This window comes from Burkholderia sp. 8Y, assembly GCF_902506145.1.
In the GTDB taxonomy this organism is placed as follows: domain Bacteria; phylum Pseudomonadota; class Gammaproteobacteria; order Burkholderiales; family Burkholderiaceae; genus Caballeronia.
The window spans coordinates 2,182,957-2,209,857 of record NZ_LR733519.1; the positions used below are offsets into that span (position 1 = coordinate 2,182,957).

Sequence of the window (26,901 nt, forward strand, 5' to 3'; positions counted from 1 at the left end):
GCGATGGACGCGCACGCTTCAGTATTTGCGCTGCGGCAAGGTCTGCGCGGCGACGCTCATCGGGAAAATAGTCTCTTCCGTCACGATGCGCTTGGGCAACTGCTTGCCCGCGACGATGTCCTTCACGGCGGTCATCAACTGCGGCCCGAGCAGCGGACTGCACTCCACGTCCACGTTGATCTTGCCCGCGACCATCGCCTCGAACCCGCCCTTGGTGGCGTCGAACGAGACGACCGTCACGTCCTTGCCGGGCTTCATGCCGGCCTCTTCCATCGCCTGGATCGCGCCGAGCGCCATGTCGTCGTTATGCGCGTAGACGACGTTGATCTGCTTGCCGTAGGTCTTCACGAAGGCTTCCATGACCTGCTTGCCGCCCGCGAGCGTGAAGTCCCCGCTTTGCGAGGCGATCACCTTGAACTTCGGGTCGTTCTTGATGACCTCGAGCAGGCCCGCGCGCCGGTCGTTGGCCGGCGCCGATCCCACCGTGCCCTGCAGTTCGACGATATTGATCGGTCCTTTCTCGTTCTTGTAGTGGTCTTCGAGCCACTTGCCGCCACGACGTCCTTCTTCGAGGAAGTCGGAGCCGATCATCGTCACATAGAGCGACTTGTCCTTCACGTCGATATTGCGGTCCGTGAGGACGACAGGAATCTTGGCGTTCTTCGCCTCGACGAGAATGGGCTCCCATCCCGACTCGACGACCGGAGAGAACGCAATCACATCGACCTTTTGCGCGATATACGAGCGGATCGCCTTGATCTGGTTTTCCTGCTTCTGCTGGGCATCGGAGAATTTGAGGTTGATGCCCGCTTCCTTGGCGGCCGATTTCACGGAGACGGTGTTGGCGGTCCGCCATGCGCTTTCCGCGCCGACCTGCGCGAAACCCAGTGTGATCTGCTTGTCTTCGGCGTGTGCGCTCACGCCCGCGGCAAACAACAGGACCGAACCAAGCATTGCGCCCAGCACCGTGCGTCGGGTCTGTTTCATTATCGTCTCCTGATGGATCATCTTGCCGCGGCTCTGAGTCCGGGGTCGTGGACTCAGGGTTGAGTCCTGCGCAAGATTAGTCTGGCGACGCATGCGGGTCCAATCACTTATTCGACGTAGGGGATACCAAGACTGATATTGGGGAAAACGCGGCAATGGCTGGGTTGCCGCGTGTTTTACCCGGAGAAGATAGTTTCAGTTAGCGGCCGGATCGTCCTAGTCGATCAAGAAATCGCACCAATGAACGACGGCGCGCGGTGTTCGAACTGCTTCCCGCTAGAGAACGCCAGCGTCCACAGGCTCGCGTTCGCGAACCGGCGGGGCGTTGTTCGCATCGGCGGACCAGCACGCCGTTTGCACGCCGATATCCTCGGAGACGAATCGCCCGCCGCCTGTCGCGCGATAGTGCGCGAGCGCCTTGTACACGAGTCCCTGTCCGAGCAGAACGATCGGCACGTTGAGCAGCACCATCACGATGTTCATCAGGTCGGACAGCGCCCACAGGTTCGGCAGTTCGAGCCCGGCAAGCACGGTCAACGCGCCGAACGGCACGAACACCAGCGAGCCGACCACGCGAATGCCCGTAATGAAGTAGCGGCTACGCGAGATGAAGTTCGCCGAAATCTCGGCGAACGAGATCATGCCGAGCAGCGTGGTGAACGCGAACAGCCCGTAGCAGACGCACATGACGATCTTGATCGCATGGGCGGCCCATACGGGCACCAGTGTCTCGACGGACGCAAGATACACCGTGATCTTCGAGGCGCGTACCGCTTCCCACGCCTGACCGTCGACGGTGCCCGTCCACACATGCGCCATCACGACAATAAAGCCGGTCATCGTGCAGATCACCATCGTGTCGAAGAACACGCCGAGGCTTTGCACGAAGCCTTGTTCGCAGGGGTGTTCGTTATCGGCGATTGCGGCGGCCATCGTGATGGTGCCCTGCCCGGCCTCGTTGGACATCAGCCCGCGCTTCACGCCCTGCGCGAGCGCCGTGCCGATCGCGCCGCCGAACAGCGCATGCGGCGCGAACGCCCCGACGATGACCTCGTGAAAGAAGTACGGAACGAGCGGCAGATTGATCAGGATGATGACGAGCGACATCGCGCAGAAGAGCGCGGCCTTGATGGGCACGAGCACGTCGGTGTAAGCCGTCACCCGCCGGATGCCGCCCATGATGATGAACGCGCACGCAACGACGAGCGCCGCCGCGATGACGTAATACACCGTCGATTGCCGCGCGAGATGCGCGCCCGAAACCGTATCCGCGATCGTGCCGAGCGCGGTGAACACGTTGAACGTTTGCGGCGGCACGTTGAATAAGGCATAGACGATGAACACGAGCGACAGGAAAGTGCCCACGATGCGCCGTCCGCCGAGCACGCGCCGTCCATAGAAGGGCAAGCCGCCGACGAAGTCGTCGCCCTTTTTCTCCTTGAACAACTGCGCGAGCACGGATTCCATGAAGGCCGTCGCCATGCCGAAGAAGGCGGCGACCCACATCCAGAACAAGGCGCCGGGACCACCGACGGAAATCGCGCCCGTGATGCCGACGATATTGCCCGGTCCGGCGCGCATCGCGAGTCCGAGCATGAACGAGGCCATCGCGCTCACGCCCGTTTTCGGCGACTGCCTGCGCTGCATGATCCGCACGATCTTGCGCATGTTCATCGTCTGAATGAAGCGCGTGCGGATGCTGAAGTGGATGCCGACGCCGACGAGCAGCAGGATCGCGAACGGAAACCGGCCGAGCACCGGAATGTGCGAATACGCGCTGAAGTTGGTTGGAAAGTCCCACAGGAAATCGGAGATGGGCGCGATGAACGCAAAGAACGCGTTGACGGATTGGAAAAGGTCTTCCACGCGGGCTTTCCTTCTGTTGCTTCGAGCTGGTTAAAGCAGAAGTCCTGGTTGAATGGACCGGAATCCTTGGGATCGGCACTGTCGCACGTGCGCGCGCGCAGGCGCCCGCGGTCGTGGCGGGCGGCATTATACGGTGCCGGCTTGCCGCATTTGTGCGCAATGGATACAGGCTCAAGCGCTCGCTTGCGCGAGAGCGGCGATCAGGTCGCCGAACCGCTCGCCCTGCACGACGATATGTCCGCGCAATGCGGCAGCGGCCGCTTCGCCATCGCCGCGCGCGAGGGCATCGACCACGGCTTCGTGTTCATCGAAGGAGTCGTTCATGCGGCCCTTCACGCGCAACTGCAAGCGACGATACGGCCTCAACAGCTTGTGCAAGGCCTTGGCCTGATCGCGCAGGAACGTGTTGTGACTGCCCGCATAGATCAGGCAATGAAACCGCTCGTTCAGATGGTAGTAGCCGTCCGTGTCGCCCGCAGTCCGCGCTTCGCGGCAGGCGAGATGCGCGGCGCGCAGGGTCTCGACCTCGTCCGCGCTCATGCGGCGCGCGGCGAGGCGGCCGCACATGCCTTCCAGTTCGGCCATGACTTCGAACATTTCCACCAGCCGATCGAGGCTGATCTTCGCCACGACCGCGCCGTGGCGCGGGCGCATCTCGACCATGCCAGCGGCCGCGAGTTGCAGCAGTGCCTCGCGCACGGGCGTGCGGGATACCTGAAATCGCGCGGTGAGTTCCGTTTCTTCGAGTGGCGCGCCCGGCAGCAGCGCGCCGGTTGCAATGTCCTCTTCAATCGACTCTCGAAGCTGGTCCGCACGAGTGAGCTTGTTCGGCATGAATGACCCTCGCGACTGCGTTAATACAAGGACGAGAAGGCAGCGATTGCTGTACTCGTAAACGCTAGTTGGCAATGCGATTGCGCGACTTATCAATACACAAGAACGTCCTGCGTATATTCAAGCATTCCTTCACCTTACGACTGTTTTTCGGCTTCATCCACGCATGTTTCGCCGCGAACGCCAGACGTAAGAATCGCCGGCACCGCGTGATGTGCGGTTTTGCACGGCCTCGCGGCCCTTGTCACGTCCTGCGCGCGAGACCTTGACGTCTGTAGGCCAACAAGGTTCGGAGACTCGATGATGAATGCACGATACATAGGAATGCTACTTTTCGCCGGCGCGGGCGTGGCGGCACTCGGCGGATGTGGACATGACGACAACAACGGGCCGAAGCCGGTCGCAAAGGGCGCGGGGTTCATCAACAGTTTCCAGATCATTTCGAGTGCGCCGGCGTTCGGCGGCGCGACACCGGCGGGCGCGGCAGGACCTTATGAGGTCATTACCGCAGTGGTGCATGGCGAGCTCGATCCGAACGATCCGTTGAATGCGGGCATCGTCAACATCAAGAATGCGCCCGTCGGGGCCGACGGCTACGTGGCGTATGCGACCGATGTCGTCATTCTCAGACCGCAGAACGCATCGTCGGCGAAGCGCGTGCTCTTCTACGATGTCGTGAATCGCGGCAGCAAGATCGGCGATGCCTCGTTCATCGGAGGCGGTGCGCTGGACACCGGCGCGGCTCCGCCTGCGAGTTTCCCATCCTTGCTGCGCAACGGCTATACGATCCTCTGGAGCGGCTGGCAGGGCGACGTGCCGCTCAACGGCACGACCGCGCTCGCGGGTGCCGGTCTGCTCGGCGCGAGCTTCCCGGTGGCGACGAACAAGGACGGAACGCCCATGACCGGCCTGTCGCGTGAGGAGTTCATTCCCGACTATGCGGGCGGCAACGCCACGACCATTCCGCTCACCTATCCACCCGCCGACCTGAACGACAAGACCTCCGTGACCTTCACCGCGCGACAGTCATGGCTGACCGCGTACGGCAGCATTCCCGGCGGCGTCGAGACCTACAGCGCGCCCTCGGTTCCGGTGACGGCCTGGAGCTATATCAGTACGCCTAATAATGTGTACGAAGGAAACTACTCGGTGAGCTTCACGCCGCCGTCGACGGTCCCCGGACCCAACGGCGCAAGCGTTCAGCCGGACGCGGGGACAATCTACAGCTTTGTCTACAAGGCAGCGGCGCCGACGGTGGACGGCATCGGCTTCGCGGCCTTGCGCGATCTCGTTTCCTTCCTGCGCTACGAAAGCAGCGATGCACAAGGCGTGGCGAATCCGTTGAACGATCTGAAGGGCGCGGGATGCGTGGCATCGACGTGTTCGACGAGCACCAACTTCGACATCGCGATAGGCGAAGGCATCTCGCAGTCCGGACGCTTCATGAAGGACTTCCTCTATCAGGGCTTCAATGTCGACAAGAACGGCAAGATCGTCTTCGACGGCATGTTCCCGATCATCTCCGCTGCCCGCCGCACCTGGACCAACGCGGCGTTCGCGCAGCCGGGCCGCTGGTCGAAGCAACATGAAGATCACTTCATGCCCGGCTTCCAGTTTCCGTTCACGTACGCGGTGACGACCGACCCCGTCAGCGGCATGACGGACGGCCTGCTCAAGCAGTGCACGGCGACCAACACATGCCCGAAGGTGATGCAGCTCGACGGCTCGTTCGAATGGTGGGGCGGCGGGGCGTCGCTCGTCGTGACGGACGGACGCGGCACGGATATCCCGTTGCCGGCCAACGTGCGCTACTACCTCGTGGCGGGCACGCAGCACGGGGGCGGCAGCGGCGTGACGACCGGCACGTTCACCGTGCCGCCCGCCGGCAGTCAGTGCCAGTTGCCCGGATCGCCCGTGGAAGAAACGCCTGTGGAACGCGCGCTGATTCCCGCGCTCGTCGCGTGGGTCGGACAAGGCACGCCGCCGCCCGCATCGCAGTATCCGACCGTGGCGTCGGGCAATCTCGTCGCGCCGACACAAACCGCGACCGGCTTTCCGAACCTCGGCAACGTAACCGTGCCGAGCGGCCCCGCCGCCACGCCGATGCCGCTCAAGCTCACATTCAACGGCGAGTACAACCAGCTCTTCGTCACGGACTACAGCAACGCCGTTCCCGTGGTGAATACGGCCGAGCCGTACACCATTCTCGTTCCGAAGGTCGATGCCAACGGCAACGAGACCACGGGCGTGCTCGTGCCGGACGTGAGCGCGCCGCTCGCGACCTACACGGGATGGAACTATCGCGGCTCGGGCCATGCGATCGGCGAAGGGTGCATCTCGAACGGCGCGGCCATACCGTTCGCCGTCAACGCGGCTGCGCAAGCAGGCGGCGTCGACACGCGGGCCACGCTCGACTCGCTCTATGGCGGCAGCAAGGCGCGCTATCAGGCAGCGGTGGCCGCGGCGGCGAATGCGCTCGTGAAACAGGGCTACTTGCTGCAAGACGATGCGAACAACGTCTTCATCACGAACGCGTCGAGCGTGTCGTCGGCGCTGTTTCCGAAGCCATGATCGGATGGGCTGACATGCGCGAGACGATCATCAGGCAGCACGCCGTCACCGTCTGCATAGCCGCTGCGTTGACGACGACGCTCGCGGCGTGCGGCGGGGGCGGCGGCAGCGACAATGCGAACTCCAATCCGCCGCCTGCACCGAATTCGCTCGCGTATCAGAAGAGCGTGATGCTCGGCAGTACCGCGCCCGTCGCCTTGTCGGTGATTCCCGCCACCACGACGACGAGCGCGCTGCTCGTGAGTCCGGTCGCCGCGCCGCTCGTCGCCGCCGGAAACAACGCGCTCGACGGCCTGTATCAGCCCGCGACCCTTCCGGGCGCGGGCGTCGCGTGCGTGTCCGCGCCGACGAACAGCATCGGCACGGTGACGAACGTGAATGCCGGCGTCAACGTCAAAAGCGTCGCGGCGCTGCTCGACTCGACATGGACCGTGTCCGCCAATGCCACTGCGGACTGGTCGGCGTTCGGCGCGAACGCAAAGAGTTTCGACGGATGGGAGAACTGCGGCGCGAAGGCGGAAGGCAGCCCGTCGCCGTCATCGACCTTGACGATCAATGGCGACGGCAGCTTTTCCGACAATGTATTCGACGGCAATCCGTCGACGACGGTCAGCATCGTGAACCAGAGCTTCAGCGCGGCGCAGGCAACGTCGATGCTGTCCGACGCCGGCTTGCTGGATACGAGCCAGGCCGGCAACCCTCAGGTCATCCGCCTGAGGGTGTACAGGAACACGGCGAGTCAGACCGTGCTGATCGAACAAGCCATACCGGTGGCGGGTGCGACGAACGAAAAGCCCGGTTATGTCGCGATCTACTTCGCGCGCTGAACGGCGCTCGCGACGGCATCAGGCGTCCTTCGGTGCAGCCTGCAAAAAATCGAAGTCGCACCCTGCATCTGCCTGGAGCACATGCTCCTGATACAGCTTCTGATAGCCGCGCAGCACGCGCTCGGGCAGCTTCACATCGTTTGCGCGCGCCTTGAGTTCGGCCTCGTCGACAAGCAGATCGATGCGCCGTTCCTGCACCGAAAGCCGGATGCGATCGCCGTTGCGCACCAGCCCGATCGGGCCGCCTAGCGCCGCTTCCGGCGCGACGTGCAACACAATCGTGCCGTACGCCGTGCCGCTCATGCGCGCATCGGAAATGCGCAGCATGTCTTTCACCCCTTGTTGCGCGAGCTTTTTCGGTATCGGTAGATAGCCGGCCTCAGGCATGCCCGTGCCGCTCGCCGGACCGGCGTTTTGCAGCACGAGAATGTCGTCGGCGTCGACATCGAGCGCGGGATCGTCAATGCGCGCGGCCAGGTCTTCCAGCGATTCGAACACCACCGCGCGGCCTTCGTGCTCGAAGAGCGACTTGTCGGCGGCGGAACGCTTGAGAATCGCGCCGCGCGGCGCGAGCGAGCCGAACAGCGCGACGAGCCCGCCTTGCGGCTCGACGGGGTCCGCTGCCTTGCGCACGATGCGATGATCGACCCACGCCTCGCGCTCCGCCGCGATGCGTTCGCCGAGCGTTTCGCCGGTGACGGTCATCGCATCGAGATGCAATCGCGGTTCGAGCTCGCGCAGCACCGCCGTCATGCCGCCCGCCGCGAAGAAGTCTTCCATGTAGTTGTCGCCGGTCGGCTTGAGGTTGACGAGCACGGGCGTTTCATCGGACAGGGCGTTGAGGCGTTCGAGCGACACGGGGATGCCAAGCCGCCCCGCCACTGCGGTCAGATGAATGATCGCGTTGGTCGATCCGCCGATGGCGAGCAGCACGCGCAGCGCATTCTCCACGGACTTCTGCGTGATGATCTGGCTCGGGCGCAGCGGCGCGTGAATCAGTTGCACGGCGCGCGCGCCGCTCGCTTCGGCGGCCCGAACGCGGTCTGCGTGAACGGCGGGAATCGCGGCCGTGCCCGGCAGCGACATGCCGAGCGTCTCGGCGATGCAGGCCATGGTGCTCGCGGTGCCCATGACGGCGCACGTGCCGGCCGTGGTCGCGAGCCGGCCTTCGATCTGGTCGATCTCCTGCTCGCCGACCTCGTTCGCGCGGAACTTGCCCCAGAAGCGGCGGCAATCGGTGCATGCGCCGAGGCGCTCGCCCTGATGACGGCCCGTCATCATCGGTCCGACGACGAGTTGCACGGCGGGGATATCGGCGGACGCGGCGCCCATCAGTTGCGCGGGCACGGTCTTGTCGCAACCGCCGATCAGCACGACGGAGTCCATCGGCTGCGCGCGCAGCATTTCCTCGACGTCCATGCTCATGAGGTTGCGGAACATCATCGAGGTCGGATTCAGAAAGACTTCGCCGAGCGAGATGGTCGGAAAGTCGATGGGCAGACCGCCCGCCGCGAGCACGCCGCGTTTTACCGCGTCGACGAGTTCGGGCATTGCCCGATGGCAGTTATTGAAGCCCGATCCGCTCGATGCAATGCCGACGATCGGCTTTCGCAGCATGTCGGATGAATAGCCCATCGATCGGGCGAACGAGCGGCGCAGGTAGAGGGCGAAGCCGCGATCACCGTAGTTGGTCAGGCCCTTGGACAGGCCCTGGGTCTTTGTTTCGGACATTCTTTCTTTGTCTCCGGTTTTTTTGCGCTTATTTTGCGTTGCCTTGTTCGCCTGCTGTTGCTTTAGTCGTACTTCGTTTCCATGGAACTTGACTTCACGTCGGTCTATTGGCGTTGCCCCGCCCCGGGGAGGGGCACTGCCAATAGACCGACATCAAACCAAGTGCCATGGAAGCGAAGTACGACCAACGCAACAGCCCGCAGCAAGGCAAGACAAGACAAGACAAGGGCCAAGCGAACAGCATTAGCAAACGCAAAGCTTAGACCGAAAAGGTTTAACGCGCCCGACGTTCAGCGCTCAAAGAATGCAATCCTCGACCGCCCATGCGCCATTCCAGCAGAACCCTCCTCAACGGTAAGACGGTTTCACCTTACCCGCGGGCAAGGAACCGCATATGATCCACACGCCCGAATACGACCAACGTCCGGCAGCGCAGAGAAGCCCCCCGCGCGCCGCCAGCAGGGAAGAAACAAAGGAGCCGAATCGAAGTGTGAAAGAGCACATACCGTATAGCGGCGATCCCCCGCGATCGAGTCCGCGCTGAACGAAGGGCCGCACACGGGCGATCTTGGCGGCAAGGGAAGACAAGGGAAGTCGGAAATCGATCGCTCAACGGCTCGCTTGATAGTTCGTCGCTATTCACTCCGGGATACTAACTACTTTTTCGGGAAAAGGCGCCAAACCCATCGCGCATGACGAGGCGCGCTGCCGAGCGACCGGCCGGCAGTGCTGCATTGCTGACATGGCACGCGCTGGGCCGTTCGCACTCGCTACCGGACGAACGCTTCTCATCGATTTGAACGAGGCATGATGCCCCGCTTATCTCCGCGCGCTTCACAGTTTTCCTTAAGGGTGGCTTAAGAAAACATAATTGCCAATGTATTTATTTTCCTCAAACGCGCCCAAGCGACAGCGAATAGAAAGTCAACGTTCATGGACTCGACGCAAAGGCGTTGCACATTGTCAAAGGAGGAAAACAGCCTCGAACTACCAACGGAGAGAAGACATGAAGCGAAGAAAATTGCGTGCGCCTTTGAGTCGCGCGCTCACGGCATCAGTCATGGCTTTGGCTGTTTCGCACGCCGCCAACGCGCAGCCCGACGATCACCACGGCCGCGACAGGGACCGCGATTCGAACCGTCCGGCCGTCTCTCACGTTCTGTTGATCAGCTTCGACGGCCTACACGAACAGGACGTGGCGCGCTGCATCGCATCGAATGCCTGTTCGAATATCGCGCTGCTCGCGAAGGCCGGCACCACTTACTCGCGCGCTTTCACGCCGGGTCTGTCGGACTCGTTCCCGGGCCTCGCCGCGCTCGTGACCGGCGGCTCGCCGAAGAGCGCGGGTCTCTTTTACGACGTGTCATATGACCGCACGCTCTATGCGCCGTCCGACACGACGTGCAGCGGGCAGCAAGGGTGGAACGTCGTTTTCGACGAAACCACAGGCATCGACGCACAGAACGGCGGGGCACTCGTTCACCTGAACGGCGGCGGCGGATTCAATCCTCAGGCGATTCCGCACGCGAAGATCGACGGCGTGTGCAAGCCGGTGTACCCGCACGATTACCTCAAGACGAACACGCTCTTCGAAGTCATCAAGCAAAACGTCCCGAACGCCCGCACCGCATGGGCTGACAAGCACGCTTGGGGCTATGACTGGCTGAACGGTCCGTCAGGGCAAGGCGTCGACGATCTGATGCGGACCGAGATCAATTCCATCGATCCCGCGACGAAGACCGACTACACGGACGTCTACACGCACACCGAGAAATTCGACGACTACCACGTGCAGGCGATCATCAATCAGATCGACGGCAAGACCTCCACGGGCGACGCGAAAGCCGCCGTACCGACCGTCTTCGGCGGTAATTTCCAGACCCTGAGCGTCGCGCAGAAGGCGCCGGTCGCCAAGGGCGGCGGATATCTCGACGCGAGCTTCACGCCCGGTCCACAGGTCAACGCGGCCATCGCGTATATCGACGCGTCGCTCGGCCGCATCGTGGCGGAACTCAAGCAGCGCGGCCTCTATCAGTCGACGGCCATCATCGTGACGTCCAAGCACGGGCAATCGCCGGCGGATCACAGCAAGCTCGTGAAAAACGGGGACACGCTCTCCAAGCTACTCGAAGCGAACAACTATCTCGATTCGAACGGCAGCATCGGGCAAGCGGCGACCAAGAGCGGGAATCTCAACGACGGCACGGGACTTGTCGGCACCGGCTTCGTTCAGACCGACGACGTGGGCCTCGTCTGGCTGCGAGATCAGAATCAGCTCGCCGCGGCGGTGAAGACGCTCAAGGACAACCTCAGCTGCAACGCGCCGGGCATCTGCGCGGACGGACCGCATGCCTACATCCTGTACGGCGAGCCGCTCGCGGCGCGCTTCGGCGATCCCGCGCAGGGCCGCACGCCGGACATCATCGTGCAGCCGAACCCGGGCGTGATCTATACATCCAGCACGTCGAAGGACGAGGAGCACGGCGGCAATGCGCCGGACGACAGTCATCTCGGCCTCGTCGTCTACGTGCCGGGCGAGCGGCACGCGGGACGCACGGTCGATGAGCGCGTGCATACGACACAAGTCGCGCCCACGATCCTCCGTCTGCTCGGTCTGGATCCGAGGCTGCTCAACGCGGTCGTCCGCGAGGACACGCATTCGTTGCCGGAGACGGACGACCGGCGCTTCTGATGCGTGGCGCGCGCCCGCGTTTCGCCACGTTTCGCTGGCGGCGCCGGCGCGCGTGCTTCATGTGAGCGAGACTCATCGGCGCGGGCTCGGCCGATGATGTCCTGCCTGCACAAAAGATCTACCAAGCGTAATCAGCGGCGCTCCGCTGCGACGAGAGGTTCAGCGACCCGTCGCGTCGTGTTGTTCTCACGATGCAAGCACCGCGTGCAGCGACATACTATCGTTAGTACACCTGCACGTTTGATGATGTCTACATTCATAGACAGGAGCAGTTCATGAACAAGGTCGGAACCCGAATCCCGCTTCTCAAAGCAAGCTGTTGCATTGCCGGCGCTGCGCTGGCAAGCGCGGCTTCGATCTATTCCTCGCTTGCCAACGGCCAGTCGCAGACCGCGGATGCCTCCGCGAATACGGCCTCGCCGATCAAGCATGTCATCGTGATCGTCGGCGAGAACCGCACGTTCGATCACGTGTTCGGCGCGTACCAGCCGCGCCACGGCCAGAGCGTGTCGAACCTTCTGTCCAAGGGCATCATCACCGAGGATGGCAAGCCGGGACCGAACTTCGCGGCCGCCGCGCAATACACCGCCAGCGCGACGAACACCGCGCGCTTCGAACTCAGTCCCGATTCGAAGAAGCCGTACAGCGTGCTGCCGGCGCCCAACACCGGGTCGACCGCGACCAGCCCCAGCGATACCCCGACCACGGCCGACTCCAGCCCGCCTCCTTTCGCCACGCTCGCCGCAGCCACGCTCGCCGAAGGCGCCGTGCTCTATGCCACGGACCTCGTCCATCTGACCACGGGGGCATCGGGGCTGCCGCACGACGTGCCGGACACGCGCTTCGGCACCAACACGTTCAATCTGCCGAACGGTCCGTATCAAATCTCCCGCCTCGGGCCGGACTACGATCAGTACATGAATAGCCCGGTTCATCGCTTCTATCAGAACTGGCAGCAGTCCGATTGCAGCGCCGCGCATGCGACCGCCGACAATCCGAGCGGATGCAGGATGGACCTTTTCGCATGGGTGGAAACGACCATCGGCGCGGGGTCGAACGGCAAGCCGCGCCCCGCGAACTTCACGGACCAGACGACGGGTGAAGGATCGACCGCGCTCGGCTACTACAACGTCAACGCGGGTGACATGCCGTACTTCTATCGGCTGGCACGCGAGTACACGATCAGCGACAACTACCATCAGCCGGTGATGGGCGGCACGGGCGCGAACAGCATCATGATCGGCACCGCCGACGCGCTGTACTACACCGACGGGCACGGCCACGCCGCGACGCCGCCGCAACTGGAGATAGAGAATCCGCGCCCGCAAGCCGGCACCAACAACTGGTACACGCAAGACGGCTACTCGGGCGGTTCGTATAGCAACTGTTCCGACAGGCGGCAGCCCGGCGTCGGTGCCGTGCGCCACTATCTCGACTCGCTGCCGTATCACCCGAACGCGAACTGCGCGGCCGATACCTTCTATCTACTCAACAACTACAACCCCGGCTATAACGGCAACGGCACGGTCAATACGACGCAGTTCACGATTCCGCCGTCGCCGGTGCGGACCATCGGCGATACGCTGCTCGAGCGGAACGTTTCGTGGAAGTACTACGGGGAGGGGTGGAACACATTCGTTGCGCAGTCGCCGGATAGCGTGTACTGCAATATCTGCAATCCGTTCCTGTATGAAACGGCCATCATGACGAATCCCGCCACCGTCAAGGCGCACCTTCAGGACACGAGCGATCTGTATCAGGATATCGCCAAGGGCACGCTCCCCGCGGTGTCGTTCGTGAAGCCCGGCGGCTTGCTCGACGGCCATCCGGAGTCGTCGAAGTTCGGACTGTCCGAGGCCTTCACGCACAAGCTCGTCGATGCGGTTCAACATGACAGCGCGCTCTGGGCGTCCACGGCTATCTTCATCACGACCGATGAAGGCGGCGGCTACTACGATTCGGGCTATATCCAGCCGGTCGATTTCTTTGGCGACGGCCCGCGCATTCCGCTGATCGTGGTCTCGCCGTACGCGCGCGGCGGCCGCGTCGTGCACGAGTACGCCGATCACGCGTCGCTCGTGAAGTTCATCGAGCGGAACTGGAAGCTCGACCCGATCACGGCGCGCAGCCGCGACAATCTGCCGAATCCGGTGCAGTCGGGGGCGAATGCGTACGTGCCCGTGAACGCGCCTGCCATCGGAGATCTCTTCGCGTCGTTCCGCGTCGATCATGACCATGACCATGACCATGACCGCGGACGCGGTGACGACGAGGCGCGCGGCGGCGCTGGGTGGTGGCCGTTCTGAGTATTGCCGCATGTAGTCGTTGGCCCGCAAGCCAGGGCGCAGCGGTCTTGTCGAGACCGTTGTGCCCGTCGGGATCGTCCCGGGTTTGCGGGCTTTTGCATTCTGGCGTTCGGACGCCGCCGGGACTCATCGCGGTCGCGTGCCAATGCCGTTCACCGCTATCGAAGCTTGTGCGAATCGATCCAGCGCAGGAACGCTCGCGCGAAGCGAACAGTGCGAATATGCGGACGCGCGAACTGAAACGCGCCCGCCGCAAGCGCCGATCAACATGATCGGCGCGCCCCGGCCGTCGCACACAGCGCACCTCTCAGCAGCTCACTCGCGCATCGCGAGCACCCGCGCCGTTTTCATCGATTGTGGTAGCCTTCGCCGATAATCGAACGAATGCCCGGTGGCCGCCCGGTAGCCGTCACTCCGCGGCACGACCGCGCTCGCGAACCGAACGACCAGCGTTCGCTCTCCCATCCGCCGCAACACGATGACGAACCCGGCCTGCTTCTTGCAGTCCAACGTGCGAACCATCGCCCACTTCGTCGATCACAGAAGCAATCACATGCCACAGAACCTCATAGCGCCACAACGGGGCCGCGTTCATTCCGGGATCGAGGGAATCGACGATATTCTCGGTGGCGGGCTCACGCCGCACCGCATGTATCTGATCGAGGGCGCGCCCGGCGCAGGTAAAACGACCCTCGCCTTGCAGTTTTTACTCAAGGGCGCGGAACTCGGCGAGCCGGGGCTGTACATCACGCTGTCCGAGACGCGCGCGGAACTCGTCGCCGTCGCGGAAAGCCACGGCTGGAACACGGACCGCTTCGCCATCATCGAGTTGTTGTCGGACGAAGGGCTCGATCCCGCCTACGAGCAGACGGTGCTGCATCCCGCCGAGGTCGAACTGGGCGAGACAGTGCGCGACGTGATCGCCAAAGTGGACGAACTGAAGCCCGCGCGCCTCGTCTTCGATAGCCTCTCGGAGCTGCGCATGTTGTCGCAGAATCCGCTGCGCTATCGCCGGCAGATTCTCGCGCTGAAGCGATATTTCGCGACGCGCGCCTGCACCGTCATGCTGCTCGACGACAACACGTCCGAACCCGGCGACTTGCAGTTGCACAGCATCGCGCATGGCGTCATCAGCCTCGACAACCTGGTGCACGACTACGGCGGGGAGCGCCGGCGCGTGCGTATCGCGAAGATGCGCGGCATCCGGTTTCGCGAAGGCTTTCACGACATGACGCTCAAGACGGGCGGCATCGAGGTGTATCCGCGTCTCGTCGCGGCGGAGCATCACATCGAATTCTCGTCGAGTTCGCTCAGCACGGGCACTAAAGAACTCGACGCGCTCATGGGCGGCGGCCTCGTGCCGGGCACCAACACGCTGATCGTGGGGCCGTCGGGCGTCGGCAAGACGACGACGGTCGCGTCGTGCCTGCTCGCCGCGCTGAATCGCGGCGAGCCGTGCGTGTACTACCTCTTCGACGAGACGCTCACCACGCTCGTGCGCCGTTCGACGAACCTCGGCATCGACCTGAGGCCGCATCTCGAAAGCGGCCTGCTGACGCTGCGTCAGATCGACCCCGCCGAGATTTCGCCCGGCGAATTCACGAGCGACGTGCGCAAGAGCGTCGAGGAAGACGGCGCGCGCTTCGTGGCGATCGACAGCCTCAACGCCTATCTGCAAGCCATGCCGGGCGAGCGTTACCTGCTCTTGCAGATGCACGAACTGCTCACGTATCTCAACCAGCGCGGCGTCATCACCATGCTGGTGCTGGGGCAACACGGGATCATCGGCGAGATTCAGAGCGATATCGACATCAGCTATCTGAGCGACGTCGTGCTGCTGTTCCGCTATTTCGAGCGGCAAGGCGAAGTGCTCACCGCGGTGACCGCCGTCAAAAGCCGCACCAACGGACACGAACGCTCGATCCGGCAGTTCCGGCTGGGCCGCAATGGGCTGAACGTCGGCGAGGCGCTGCGTGACTTTGAGGGCATTCTGAGCGGCCTGCCCACTTACCGGGGCGATACCGCCATGCTCGCGCCTGCCCAGCGCGAGCCCGCCTCGCCGCTGGACTAGCGCGATGGAGTATCGGGTTCTGATCGTTGCGCCTTTCGGCCGCGACGCCGACGTCATTGTCGATGTCCTCAAGGCGGACGGCCGCGAGTGCTTCGTCTGCGCCAGCTCGCGCGCGCTCGTGACGGAGCTGGATCGCGGCGCGGGCGTGGCCATCGTCACCGAGGAATCGCTTCTGGACGACAGCGCGATGGCGCTCGCCGCGTGGATCGAACAGCAGCCCGCATGGTCCGACTTCCCGATCGTGCTGCTGTCCGGGCGGCTCGCGGGAAGGCGGTCCGCCAGCAGCATTGAGATGCTCGAACGGCTCGGGAACGTGCTGGTGCTCGAACGGCCGCTCAACTCCGAAACCTTGCGCCGCGCGGTGGCGTCGTCGTTGCGGGCGCGCGCCCGGCAGTACGATGCGCGCAAGCATCTCGCGGAGTCGGAGCAGCATCTCATCGACCGGGCGAGAGCGCAGGAGGCGCTGGAACGCCTCAACGAATCGCTTGAAAGCCGCATCGAGGAACGGACGCAGGAACTGGCATCGGCGAACAACCGCCTGATGCGTGAAATCCACGAGCGGGCCAAGGTGCAGGCGGTGCTCGTGCAGTCGCAGAAGATGGAGGCGCTCGGGCAGCTTACCGGCGGTATCGCGCACGACTTCAACAACCTGCTGAACGTCATCATGGCGAACGCGGAACTGCTCGCACGCATCAGCAAGGACGAGCGCGTGCTCAAGATGGCCGCGACCACCAAGCGCGCGACCGAACGCGGCGCGAAGCTCACCGCGCAATTGCTGACGTTTTCGCGCACGAGCAATCTCGATCTCAAGGCCGTGAACGTCGCGGCGCTGCTGCACGGCATCCGCGACATCATTTCGATTTCGCTCGGCTCGACCATCGCGTTGTCGATCACCACGGCTTCCGACGATCTGTGGACGCAAGCCGACGCCAACCAGCTCGAACTCGCGATACTCAACCTTGCGATCAACGCCCGCGACGCCATGCCGAAGGGCGGCCGTCTTTCGATCCACGCCGAAGAACGGCCCAGCGTGGACGAAGCCCTCGCGCCTGGGCGTTACATCGTCATCAGCGTGACGGATTCGGGCTCGGGCATCGAGCCGAGCGTCCTGTCGCGCGTATTCGATCCGTTCTTCACGACCAAGCCGGTCGGCAAGGGAACCGGGCTCGGGCTCAGCCAGGTGTATGGCATCGCGCGTCAAGCGGGCGGCGTCGCGCGCATCGAAAGCGAAGTGGGCACTGGAACCACGGTGCAGATCTGGCTGCCGTTCGGGGCGCGCGATGCGTCCGAAGCGGCGGAAGGCCCGGGCCCGCGCGACGATGCCGCCACGCCGTGCCGCATCCTCGTCATCGAAGACGACGACGACGTTCGCACGATGATCGTCGATTGCCTCGACGCGCTCGGCTACGACGTCACGCAGGCGCAGGACGGACCGAGCGGCCTCGCGCGTCTTGGCATCGACAATCCCGATGTGATGATGGTCGATTACGCCATGCCGGGCATGAACGGCATACAGGTGCTGGCGAGGGCCCGCGAGTCGCGCCCTGACCTGCCGGTGATTCTGGCGACGGGCTATGCGGATATCGATGTCACGACCATCACGGACCGGCGCTTCACGGCGCTTCGCAAGCCGTTTCAACTGGAAGACCTTGCGCGCGCCGTGCGCCTCGCGTTGAAAAGCGCCGAGAAGGCGTGACCGCGGAGCGGCAACAAGACATCTTCGCGAGTTCGCCCGGCGAGCCGTGATGCCGGCGGCGGACGGCGGACTATTCCTCGCCGCCATCCGCCAGCCGCCCCGCCTCCCACTCCCTGCGCACCCGCGCGAGTTCCTCCGCGAGCACCGCCTCGTCCGGCAGCATCATGTGATATTCGGCGGCGAGCACCTTGTTCGGCAGGCCGTCGAGTGCGTATTTCGCGACCGCCGCGTTGGTCCGCGCGCACAGAATCAGTCCGACCGGCGGATTCTCGCCCGGCAGCATCCAGTGCTCTTTCGCGTAGTTGCAGTACATGTGCATCTGCCCGACATCGGCGTGATTCAATTCGGTCAGCTTCAGATCGATGATGACGAGACACCGCAGCCGTCGATGAAAAAAGAGCAGATCCACGCGATACCAGCTATCGCCGATGCGCAAGCGCCGCTGCCGCCCGACGAACGTAAAGTCGCCGCCCAGTTCCAGCAGAAAGTCTTCGAGCCGGTGGATCAGGGCGTCTTCGAGCTGACTTTCCGAGTACTCGTCTTTCAGGTCGAGAAACTCGAGCACGTACGGGTCCTTGATGGCTTCCTCGGGCGTCACGCTGTCGCCGCGCGCGGCGATGCCGCCTTTGGCAAGCATCGCGCGCTTGTCGCGGGACATCAGCGTGCGCGTGTAGAACTGACTGCCGATCTGCCGGTCGAGTTGCCGCACGCTCCAGCCGCCGCGCAACGCTTCGGCTTCGTAGAAGCGCCGCTCGTCGTCGGAACGGGTGCGTCTCATCAGATGAACGTAGTGAGTCCACGACAGCGGGAATCGCTCGGCCAGTTGCGCGAGCGTCGAAATCCGAATCGCCGGTTCGGAATTTCCCGTGAGCGCGGACGCCGCCGAATTCCGAATCGGCGATTCGGAAATCCCGCCGCTCGCGTACGCCTGGTAAAAGAGCCGCATCAGTTCGAGATTGTCGACGCCGAAGCCGCGCCCGAAGCGCCTCGTCAGATCAGCCGATAGCCGCTGCAACAGCGCCTGCCCGTAGGCCGCGCGGCCCGCGCCGCCCTGCTCGAATTCGACGATCCGGTGCCCGATGCGCCAGTACGTCGCCGTCATCAGCGCATTGATGCTGCGCGCGGCGGCCTGACGGCCTTGTTCGACGAGCGCGAGCACGTCGCCGAGCGTCGCGCCGTAGTCGTCCTCGGGCAGAATCACCTCGTTCATCGTCTTCCTTTTGATCGTTCCAAAGCGCGCATGGCGCTTTCGCGAAGTGTCGCATACGCGCGTGCGTCGCCGAGCGCACATTATTGTCCGACGAATATCCCTACGCTGTGGCCTTCAGACGGATCAGCGTTCGGTGGTCAATGACTCGATATTTCACCTCAAGGCAAGGCGCGATCAAGCGTCTGATGGACCTCAAGCGGGAACTCGCGCGGATGAATCGCCCGGCAGCGGCGATCGACGGATGCCGCAGCGACGGCATCGAAATACTCGGCCTCGAACAAGTGTTGCTCGACGTGCGCGCGGGGCGCGTGCGCTGGTATCGTCACTCGGCGGCGCACGAGGATCAGCTCGTTTTTATCAGCTGAGTCGCGGGCGTCCTCACGCCGCCCGCTGCCGCCGCGAGCAGCACGGACCGGCGCTGCGGCGAACGCGGCGGAAAGCTGTCTGTCATGTCGGCAGCGCGATGAGCGTGTAAGGTGGGTTGTATCCGCGCGAGCCGCTAACCCGCAGTGACCGATGCGCCCAACGGGGCCTCGCCGCTATGTGCGGTCGCGCACAATCCGGCGCCATTCGCCACGGTAGTCTCGACGGCGGTCCACCGCCGTTTCGCGGCGACGCGGCCCTCCGGCGGCGCTCGACACCGCCCCTTCCACCGGCCCCAACCTGCGAGCCTGCATGCCTAAACCGAAAGTCAGCATTCTTTTGCCGATGTATGCCGTCGAAGCGTGCATCGCCGAGTGCATCCGCTCGATCCTCGGCCAGACGCGCACCGACTTCGAGATCGTCGCCGTCGACGATTGCAGTCCCGACCGCTCCGGCGACATCGCGCGTGCGCTGCTCGAAGCGCAAGACGTGATTCCGTGGAAAGTGGTGCGAAACGAGAAGAACGTCGGCATTGCCGAGACGCGGCGCATCGCGGTGAGCCACGCGAGCGGCGAGTATGTGCTGTGCGTGGACAGCGACGACTTCGTCGCGCCGAATGTCGTGGAGGTCGCGTGCCGCGAAGCCGACCAGCACGGCGCGGACGTGGTGATCTTCGCGGCGAGGTGCATCGACCCGCAAGGCCGCGAGGTGTATCGCGTCAAGACCGGCGACGAAACCATCACCGGGCTTCAGGCCGTGGCCCGCATCATGGACCTGAGCTTGCAGGCGTATTGCTGGAACAAGCTGTTCCGGCGCGAGCTGTTTGCATCGGTCGAGCATCCGGCCGGGCTCATCTACGAAGACATTCTCGTGTGCGTGCAGGCGCTTTCGCGTGCGCGCGTGGTGCGCCTGATTCCGGACGAACTGTACTTCTACGTGAAGCGCGGCAACGGGCTTTCCGTGCGCTTCAATCCGCGTATCGTGGACCTGTTCGAGATCATGGACCGCGTCGAGCGCGACACGCGCGGGCTGCCGATCGACAACCACAGCAAGCTCTTTTTCCGGCTCAAGTACGTGTACGCGTACCGGAACATCGCGTTCGAAGCAGCGCGTCTCGCGCCCGATTACGCAACCGCCGCGCCGATACTCGACAGCGTGTCCAGCAAGCTGCGCTTCACGCACGTCGGCAAGATTTATGCGGACAAGCGCCCCAAGCTATCCGTCGCCATGTGTCTGTTGAAGATTCATCCGCGCATCTTTTATCGCTTCGTGCGGCGCTTCAACTGACTTCGCCGCCGATGCGTGCGCGGTTTGCCTCCTTGACGCCCGCCTGCACGCGCCGGATCGCCGTCACGACCGACAACACGATCAGCACGCGCCACAGTCCCACGCCGACGGCGCCGACCGTCCCGCCCGCGCCGATCCAGAGCGCGAACGCCCCGATCACGAATGCGCGGTCGCTCTTGCCGAACGGACCGTCGTAACGGCGGCTCGCGCCCGCGAGCGGTCCGGCAAGCCCCGCGCATTCGACGATCACCGCGAACAGCGCGAAGAGCCAGACATCGGCTGCGCAAAACGCCGACACCGCGAGAAACGGCAGCGTCAGCGCGACGTCCGAGACTACATCGCCCAGTTCGTTCAGATACGCGCCGAGCACGCTCTTCTGGCCGTGCTCGCGCGCCAGCATGCCGTCGATGGCATTGAGCGCCATGCGGATGAATAGCCACAGCGGGACCAGCAGGAATAGCGAAGTGTGCGAAGCGTCCATCGCGGCGATCGCGCCGACCGCGATCGACCCGCCCGCGGCGGTCACCGTCACCTGATTCGCGGTCACACCGTGGCGAAACAGCCAATCGGTGAGCGGACGCAGAAGGTTCTGGAAGCGTGGTTTCAGTGCGTAAAGGCTCATGTGGCGCGTTGCATGTCGGGAGAAAGGCGCTACTATCGCGGCCCGCGCCTCACGCGTCAAACACGCGTCAAACGATAAGGACGCCGAAGCCAATCGTTTGAGCATGTTTGTCACAGCATCGCCGATATTTGGCAAATCTCGTCAACGTGCGTTGCGTGAAAGCGGTCGATGTGAAAGGAATAGCGGCCCGACACTCACGACTCGCACTTTCACCGATGAAACTCACGCATATCTGGCAGCGCGACCTGCTGCTCTCGCTCGTGCGGCTCATGGCGGGCGCGTATCCGGTATGGCATTGCGCCGCATCGGCCGCCACGCAGAAGCTGTTTTTTTCGAATCACACGAGCCATATCGACACCCTGGCGATTCTCGCCGCCCTGCCCCGCGAACTGCGCGATCAAGTGCGGCCCGTCGCCGCGCGGGATTATTGGGACACCGGGCGCATCAAGCGTCATATCGCGCGCAAGCTGCTCAACGCCGTGCTGATCGACCGCCGCCGCGAGACGGAAGGCGATCCGCTCGATCCGGTGCGCGACGCGCTCGCGCAAGGCCATTCGATCGTCATCTTTCCCGAAGGCACGCGCGGCGCCGACGCGCTGCCGCAAGCCTTCAAAAGCGGCCTCTTTCATTTGGCGAGCGAGTTTCCGGACGTGGCGCTGACGCCCGTGTATCTCGAAAACCTTCAGCGAATCATGCCGAAAGGCGCCATCTGGCCGATTCCGCTCATCTGCAAGGTGCATGTCGGCGCGAGCGACGCGCGGCGCGACGGCGAGGAAAAGGCGCCGTTTCTCGCCCGCATGCGCGACACCGTGATCGCGCTCGCGCCGCAGTCGAACACGCGCTGAACGCGTCGTCTCAATCAGACCATCGAAAAGAAATTATGCCGACTTCATTCTGGAATCTGGTGGCGGGCGTCGTGGGCGCGCTGACCTTCGCGACGCTGATCGGCGCGCTGCTCGGCGCGAACAGCAAGAGCGCGACCATCGTCAACCTCAACGAGCGCATCCGCGCGTGGTGGGGCATGATCGCGGTGATGGTCGTCGCCATCGGTCTCGGCGACACGGCCACCTTCGTCGTCTTCGCGCTGCTGTCGTATCTCGCACTGCGCGAATTCATCACGCTCACGCCGACGACGGCGAGCGACCACACCGCCCTCTTCGTCGCGTTCTTCGTCGCGGTGCCGGTGCAGTATGTGCTGCTCGGCATCGACTGGTACGGCATGTACGCGATCTTCGTGCCGGTGCATCTGTTCTTCGCGATGTCGCTCGTCTCCGCGCTCACGCAAGACACGCGCGAGTTCCTGAGCCGCAACGCGCGGATCAACTGGGCGCTGATGGTGTGCGTGTACGGGCTCAGCCACGCGCCGGCCTTGCTCACGCTCGACATTCCCGGTTATCGCGGTCAGAACGCGCTGCTGCTGTTCTACTTCCTGCTCGTCGTGCAGATCAGCGACGTGTTGCAGTATGTCGTCGGCAAGCTGTTCGGGCGGCGCAAGATCGCGCCCGTTCTCTCGCCTTCGAAGACGGTGGAAGGATTCGTCGGCGGCGGATTGCTCGCGACCTTGTGCGGCGCGGCGCTGTATCGCGTGACGCCGTTCGGCTTCGGCGCGGCGTTTCTCATGTCGCTTGCCATCGTGCTCGCGGGCTTCGTCGGCGGCCTCGTGCTGTCGGCGGTCAAACGCTCGCTCGGCGCGAAGGACTGGGGCGCGATGATCGCGGGGCACGGCGGCATACTGGATCGCGTGGATTCCATCTGCTTCGCGGCGCCGGTGTTCTTTCACCTCGTCCGATACTTCTACGTTTGAGCGGCGCAAAAAAAGCGGCCCCTCGCGGGGCCGCCTGCTTGCCGTCAATAAGAGCGACGCGCGGAAATCAGACCGCCATCACTGTCACCGACTTCGACACGAGATACGGCTCCAGCGCCTCGGGCCCGCCTTCCGAGCCGTAGCCCGAATCCTTCACGCCGCCGAACGGCATTTCCGGCCACGGCGTCGCGGGCTGGTTGATCCACAGCATGCCCACTTCGAGCTGGTTCGTGAGCAGATGCACGTTCTTGAACGAGCGCGTGAACGCGTAGCCGGCCAGCCCGTACGGCAGCCGGTTCGCCTCGACGATCGCGTCCTCCAGCGAATCGAAGCCGCGAATGGCGGCCACCGGGCCGAAGGGCTCGTTGTTGAACACGTCGGCTTCCAGCGGCACGTCGGTCAGCACCGTCGGCGCGAAGAAGTTGCCCGCCGAGCCGATGCGCTCGCCGCCCGTCGCGATCGTGGCGCCCGCCTGACGCGCGTTCTCGATCACGCTCGCCATCGCGGTGATGCGCCGCGCGTTGGCGAGCGGCCCGAGCGTCGTGCCTTCGGCGAGGCCGTCGCCGACCGAAAGGCTTTCCGCGTGCCTGACCAGCGCCTTCGCGAAATCGTCGCGCAGGCTGTTGTGGACCAGAAAGCGCGTCGGCGAGATGCAGACCTGTCCCGCGTTGCGGAACTTCGCCGCGCCCGACGCCTTCACGGCAAGCTCGACATCCGCGTCTTCCGCGACGATCACGGGCGCGTGCCCGCCGAGTTCCATCGTCGCGCGCTTCATGTGCTGGCCGGCGAGCGCAGCCAGTTGCTTGCCGACAGCGGTCGATCCGGTAAACGTCACCTTGCGGATGACCGGATGCGCGATCAAATACTTCGAGATTTCGGGCGGATCGCCGAACACGAGTCCGAGCACGCCGTTGGGCACGCCCGCGTCGGCGAACGCGCGGATGAGTTCGGCGGGCGAGGCCGGCGTCTCTTCCGGCGCCTTCACGATGAACGAGCAGCCCGTCGTCAGTGCGGCGGAGAGCTTGCGCACCACCTGATTGACCGGGAAGTTCCACGGCGTGAACGCGGCGACCGGGCCGACCGGTTCCTTCACGACCGTCTGCTGCGCGTTGACGTTGCGCGGCGGCACGATCCGGCCGTAGACGCGGCGCCCTTCGTCCGCGAACCATTCGATGATATCCGCCGCCGAGTTCACCTCGACGCGCGCTTCCGCGAGCGGCTTGCCCTGCTCCTGCGTCATCAGGCGCGCGATGCTGTCGGCGCGTTCGCGCACCAGCGCGGCGGCCTTGCGCATCAGCGAGGCGCGTTCGATTGCGCTCATCTTGCGCCACGTCGCGAAGCCCGCCTGCGCGGCGGCCACGGCGCGATCCAGATCCGGAATGCCGGCCCGCGCGACCGTGCCGATTTTTTCGCCGGTGGCCGGATTCACCACGTCGAGCGTGGCGCCGCCCTGCGCGTCGCACCATTCGCCGTTGATATAAAGACGCGTGTTCTGATACGTACCTGCAGTCATTGAGCACCTCTTGCTGGAAAGATGATCCACGCCGATGCGTTCGCCGGCGCGGCGCCTGTTTCATGACGAATGCCGCGCGGGCGCTTCGGCGCATGCGCCGGCTGCATCGTCGTCGAAAGGAAAAGGATACGGATTAAATCGTTCGAGCGCATGGGTCGCCATTCACTGCGCGCGGTCGCCGAAGAAGCGGACGAGCGCATCGGTGGCGGCGTTGTCGCTCGCGAGCCGCGCGTAGAGGCCCGCTGCGCCTTCGTAGATGCGATGTTCCGCGTACGCATCGCCGACGAACGCCGCGATCTCTTCCATTTCCGCGACCCAGCGATACGCCTTCGGCGGCATGCGCGGCACGTTCGCAGCGAGCCACGCGGCAAGCGCGGGCTGGCTCTCGGACAACTCGTCGATGAGCGCCGCTTCCGCGCCGTTGCGCATGGCGGCGAGCGACATGGCCGAGCCGATCGCGGTCAGCCCTTTGGTGATGCCCGCATACGACATCTTGAGCGCGGAGGCCGCGCCGATCGGCCCGTCGAGCACGCGCACATTCAGGCCCGCGTCGCCGAGCACGCTGGCGCGCGCCGCGTGCGGCCCGGACAGATAGAACTTCGGCGCCGACGGCGGCCCGATGATGGCGGCATCGACGAACGCCGCGCCGGTGGCATCGACCGTTCGGGCGATGATCGCGGCGGTTTCCGGGCTGATGGCGTTGCAGTCGATGTAGACGGCTTTCTTATCGGCCTGCGTGAGCGCGGGCGCGAGACGTTCGGCGGATTGCACGGCGGCAGCGGGCGGCACGATGGACAGAAGAAAATCGCACGCGGCCAGTTCAGCGAGGCTCGCGTCTTCCATGCCGGCGTCTTTTGCGCGCGCGGCGCTTGCGTTGCTGCGGCCTTCGAGCGTCGTGAGCACCCGCGCGCCCGACGCCGATAGCGCCCGGCCGACCGCCGATCCCATGCTGCCCGCGCCGAGCAGCGCAATGGTCAAACGAGTCAAGTGCGGCTCCTTGCGGATCGGTGACGAGACCCATAAGAATACGCGGATGAGCGCGCGCCCGCAGCGCGCTCATCGTTACGTGCGGGACGGCTTACGACTCCTCGCCCTTGATTTGCGGCAGCGCGGACGCCTCGCCCGGCGTCAGCAGGCCGACTTGCGCGTAGATGCGCAGCTTGTCGCGCGTGTCGGTGATGTCCAGATTGCGCATGGTCAACTGGCCGATGCGGTCGCGCGGCGAGAACGTGGACGCAACTTTTTCCATCGACAGGCGTTCCGGCTGATACGTCAGGTTCGGCGACTTCGTGCTGAGAATCGAGTAGTCGTTGCCGCGGCGCAGTTCCAGCGTCACTTCGCCGGTGATGGCGCGCGCGACCCAGCGTTGCGCGGTCTCGCGCAGCATGATGGCCTGCGAATCGAACCAGCGGCCCTGATACAGCAAACGCCCGAGGCGGCGGCCGTTCTCGCGGTACTGCTCGATGGTGTCTTCGTTGTGAATGCCGGTCACGAGCCGCTCATACGCGATGTGCAGCAGCGCGAGTCCCGGCGCTTCATAGATGCCGCGGCTCTTCGCCTCGATGATGCGGTTTTCGATCTGATCGCTCATGCCGAGGCCGTGCCGCCCGCCGATGCGGTTCGCTTCCAGCAGCAACTCGACCGCGTCCGTGAACGTCTTGCCGTTCAGCGCGACCGGGCGGCCTTCCTCGAAGCGGATCGTCACTTCTTCCCGGTCGATCTTCACGTCGTCGCGCCAGAAGGCGACGCCCATGATCGGATTCACGATCTTGATGCCGGATTCGAGGCTTTCGAGGTCCTTGGCTTCGTGTGTGGCGCCGAGCAGGTTCGAATCCGTCGAGTACGCCTTCTCCGCCGACATCTTGTATTCGAAACCGGACTGGCGCATGAACTCCGACATTTCCGCGCGGCCGCCGAGTTCGTCGATGAACGTCTGGTCGAGCCACGGCTTGTAGATCTTCAGGTCCGGATTCACGAGCAGGCCGTAGCGGTAGAAACGCTCGATGTCGTTGCCCTTGTACGTGCTGCCGTCGCCCCAGATGTTGACGCCGTCTTCCTTCATCGCGGCGACGAGCATGGTGCCCGTTACGGCGCGGCCGAGCGGCGTCGTGTTGAAGTACGTGACGCCCGCCGTCGAGATATGAAACGCGCCGCATTGCAGCGCGGCGATGCCTTCCGCGACGAGTTGCGCGCGGCAGTCGATCAGGCGCGCGCCTTCGGCGCCGTATTGCGTGGCGCGGCGGGGAATGGAGTCGTAGTCGTCTTCGTCGGGCTGGCCGAGGTTGGCCGTGTAGGCGTACGGCACCGCGCCCTTCAGGCGCATCCAGTGCAGCGCGGCGCTGGTGTCGAGGCCACCTGAGAACGCGATACCGACTTTTTGCCCAGTCGGAAGGCTTTCAAGAATTGTGCTCATTAGCGAAACCGTTAAGTCGACGTACGGGAAAAGGTGCAACGGGTCAGTATCAACCATGCCCGGTGATATGACAAGTTTGCGCCAAAACCGCGAGTGCAGACCGTGGTT

20 protein-coding genes are annotated in these 26,901 nt (G+C 64.1%); 10 read left to right on the forward strand and 10 right to left on the reverse strand.

Annotation, left to right across the window (positions count from 1 at the left end):
• Positions 1 to 18: 18 nt before the first annotated feature.
• The 3 genes from GV035_RS09770 to GV035_RS09780 all read right to left on the reverse strand — a co-directional run bounded on the left by GV035_RS09770 (position 19) and on the right by GV035_RS09780 (position 3,687).
• A complete protein-coding gene (locus tag GV035_RS09770) occupies positions 19 to 954 on the reverse strand; it encodes an ABC transporter substrate-binding protein (RefSeq protein ID WP_236572571.1) in 936 nt (311 codons plus the stop codon).
• Between the two features lie 309 nt (positions 955 to 1,263).
• Positions 1,264 to 2,853: an alanine/glycine:cation symporter family protein gene (locus GV035_RS09775; RefSeq protein ID WP_159834730.1), complete on the reverse strand. Its 1,590-nt coding sequence runs from the start codon at positions 2,851 to 2,853 to the stop codon at positions 1,264 to 1,266.
• A 171-nt stretch (positions 2,854 to 3,024) separates the two neighbouring features.
• A complete protein-coding gene (locus tag GV035_RS09780; protein WP_159834731.1) occupies positions 3,025 to 3,687 on the reverse strand; it encodes a GntR family transcriptional regulator in 663 nt (220 codons plus the stop codon).
• A 324-nt stretch (positions 3,688 to 4,011) separates the two neighbouring features.
• Here GV035_RS09780 and GV035_RS09785 point away from each other — a divergent pair, with 324 nt between their 5' ends.
• Positions 4,012 to 6,258: an alpha/beta hydrolase domain-containing protein gene (locus GV035_RS09785; protein ID WP_236572508.1), complete on the forward strand. Its 2,247-nt coding sequence runs from the start codon at positions 4,012 to 4,014 to the stop codon at positions 6,256 to 6,258.
• Between the two features lie 14 nt (positions 6,259 to 6,272).
• Positions 6,273 to 7,085: a hypothetical protein gene (locus tag GV035_RS09790; protein WP_236572509.1), complete on the forward strand. Its 813-nt coding sequence runs from the start codon at positions 6,273 to 6,275 to the stop codon at positions 7,083 to 7,085.
• 18 nt (positions 7,086 to 7,103) lie between these two features.
• Here the strand turns inward: GV035_RS09790 and GV035_RS09795 are convergent, their stop codons facing one another.
• Positions 7,104 to 8,816 carry an IlvD/Edd family dehydratase gene (locus tag GV035_RS09795; RefSeq protein ID WP_159834732.1) on the reverse strand — a complete coding sequence of 571 codons (1,713 nt, stop codon included), beginning with the start codon at positions 8,814 to 8,816 and terminating at the stop codon, positions 7,104 to 7,106.
• A 1,006-nt stretch (positions 8,817 to 9,822) separates the two neighbouring features.
• On the opposite strand from GV035_RS09795, the gene GV035_RS09800 reads away from it, so the two are divergent.
• Both GV035_RS09800 and GV035_RS09805 read left to right on the forward strand, forming a co-directional pair.
• Positions 9,823 to 11,508, forward strand: coding sequence for an alkaline phosphatase family protein (locus tag GV035_RS09800; protein WP_159834733.1), 1,686 nt, complete (start codon positions 9,823 to 9,825; stop codon positions 11,506 to 11,508).
• Between the two features lie 275 nt (positions 11,509 to 11,783).
• Entirely contained in the window at positions 11,784 to 13,814 is a 2,031-nt protein-coding gene (locus GV035_RS09805) for an alkaline phosphatase family protein (RefSeq protein ID WP_159834734.1), read from the forward strand.
• A gap of 315 nt (positions 13,815 to 14,129) precedes the next feature.
• On the opposite strand, the gene GV035_RS09810 is transcribed toward GV035_RS09805, so the two are convergent.
• Complete coding sequence (locus tag GV035_RS09810; protein WP_159834735.1) at positions 14,130 to 14,336, reverse strand: hypothetical protein; 207 nt, start codon at positions 14,334 to 14,336, stop codon at positions 14,130 to 14,132.
• Positions 14,337 to 14,367: 31 nt separating this feature from the next.
• Between GV035_RS09810 and GV035_RS09815 the strand changes: the two genes are divergently transcribed.
• Both GV035_RS09815 and GV035_RS09820 read left to right on the forward strand, forming a co-directional pair.
• Entirely contained in the window at positions 14,368 to 15,885 is a 1,518-nt protein-coding gene (locus GV035_RS09815) for an ATPase domain-containing protein (RefSeq protein WP_159834736.1), read from the forward strand.
• 4 nt (positions 15,886 to 15,889) lie between these two features.
• Positions 15,890 to 17,581 carry an ATP-binding protein gene (locus GV035_RS09820; RefSeq protein WP_159834737.1) on the forward strand — a complete coding sequence of 564 codons (1,692 nt, stop codon included), beginning with the start codon at positions 15,890 to 15,892 and terminating at the stop codon, positions 17,579 to 17,581.
• Positions 17,582 to 17,651: 70 nt separating this feature from the next.
• Here the strand turns inward: GV035_RS09820 and GV035_RS09825 are convergent, their stop codons facing one another.
• Positions 17,652 to 18,791 (reverse strand): PDDEXK nuclease domain-containing protein, encoded by a 1,140-nt coding sequence (locus GV035_RS09825; RefSeq protein ID WP_159834738.1) that lies wholly within the window; start codon positions 18,789 to 18,791, stop codon positions 17,652 to 17,654.
• Positions 18,792 to 18,931: 140 nt separating this feature from the next.
• On the opposite strand from GV035_RS09825, the gene GV035_RS09830 reads away from it, so the two are divergent.
• The gene (locus GV035_RS09830; protein WP_159834739.1) at positions 18,932 to 19,156 is read left to right on the forward strand and encodes a hypothetical protein; all 225 of its coding nucleotides are present in this window, start codon (positions 18,932 to 18,934) and stop codon (positions 19,154 to 19,156) included.
• 310 nt (positions 19,157 to 19,466) lie between these two features.
• Positions 19,467 to 20,441 carry a glycosyltransferase family 2 protein gene (locus tag GV035_RS09835; RefSeq protein WP_159834740.1) on the forward strand — a complete coding sequence of 325 codons (975 nt, stop codon included), beginning with the start codon at positions 19,467 to 19,469 and terminating at the stop codon, positions 20,439 to 20,441.
• Here GV035_RS09835 and GV035_RS09840 read toward each other — a convergent pair.
• A complete protein-coding gene (locus GV035_RS09840) occupies positions 20,434 to 21,063 on the reverse strand; it encodes a CDP-alcohol phosphatidyltransferase family protein (RefSeq protein ID WP_159834741.1) in 630 nt (209 codons plus the stop codon). The two genes, GV035_RS09835 and GV035_RS09840, sit on opposite strands and share 8 nt — an antisense overlap.
• Positions 21,064 to 21,278: 215 nt before the next feature.
• Here GV035_RS09840 and GV035_RS09845 point away from each other — a divergent pair, with 215 nt between their 5' ends.
• Positions 21,279 to 21,908 (forward strand): lysophospholipid acyltransferase family protein, encoded by a 630-nt coding sequence (locus tag GV035_RS09845; RefSeq protein WP_159834742.1) that lies wholly within the window; start codon positions 21,279 to 21,281, stop codon positions 21,906 to 21,908.
• A 35-nt stretch (positions 21,909 to 21,943) separates the two neighbouring features.
• A complete protein-coding gene (locus GV035_RS09850; protein ID WP_159834743.1) occupies positions 21,944 to 22,867 on the forward strand; it encodes a phosphatidate cytidylyltransferase in 924 nt (307 codons plus the stop codon).
• Between the two features lie 67 nt (positions 22,868 to 22,934).
• Here GV035_RS09850 and GV035_RS09855 read toward each other — a convergent pair whose 3' ends face one another.
• The 3 genes from GV035_RS09855 to argG all read right to left on the reverse strand — a co-directional run bounded on the left by GV035_RS09855 (position 22,935) and on the right by argG (position 26,793).
• Positions 22,935 to 24,380, reverse strand: coding sequence for an NAD-dependent succinate-semialdehyde dehydrogenase (locus GV035_RS09855; protein WP_159834744.1), 1,446 nt, complete (start codon positions 24,378 to 24,380; stop codon positions 22,935 to 22,937).
• A 162-nt stretch (positions 24,381 to 24,542) separates the two neighbouring features.
• Positions 24,543 to 25,367 (reverse strand): NAD(P)-dependent oxidoreductase, encoded by an 825-nt coding sequence (locus GV035_RS09860; RefSeq protein WP_236572511.1) that lies wholly within the window; start codon positions 25,365 to 25,367, stop codon positions 24,543 to 24,545.
• 91 nt (positions 25,368 to 25,458) lie between these two features.
• Positions 25,459 to 26,793, reverse strand: coding sequence for an argininosuccinate synthase (argG, locus tag GV035_RS09865; protein ID WP_159834745.1), 1,335 nt, complete (start codon positions 26,791 to 26,793; stop codon positions 25,459 to 25,461).
• Positions 26,794 to 26,901 lie beyond the last annotated feature (108 nt).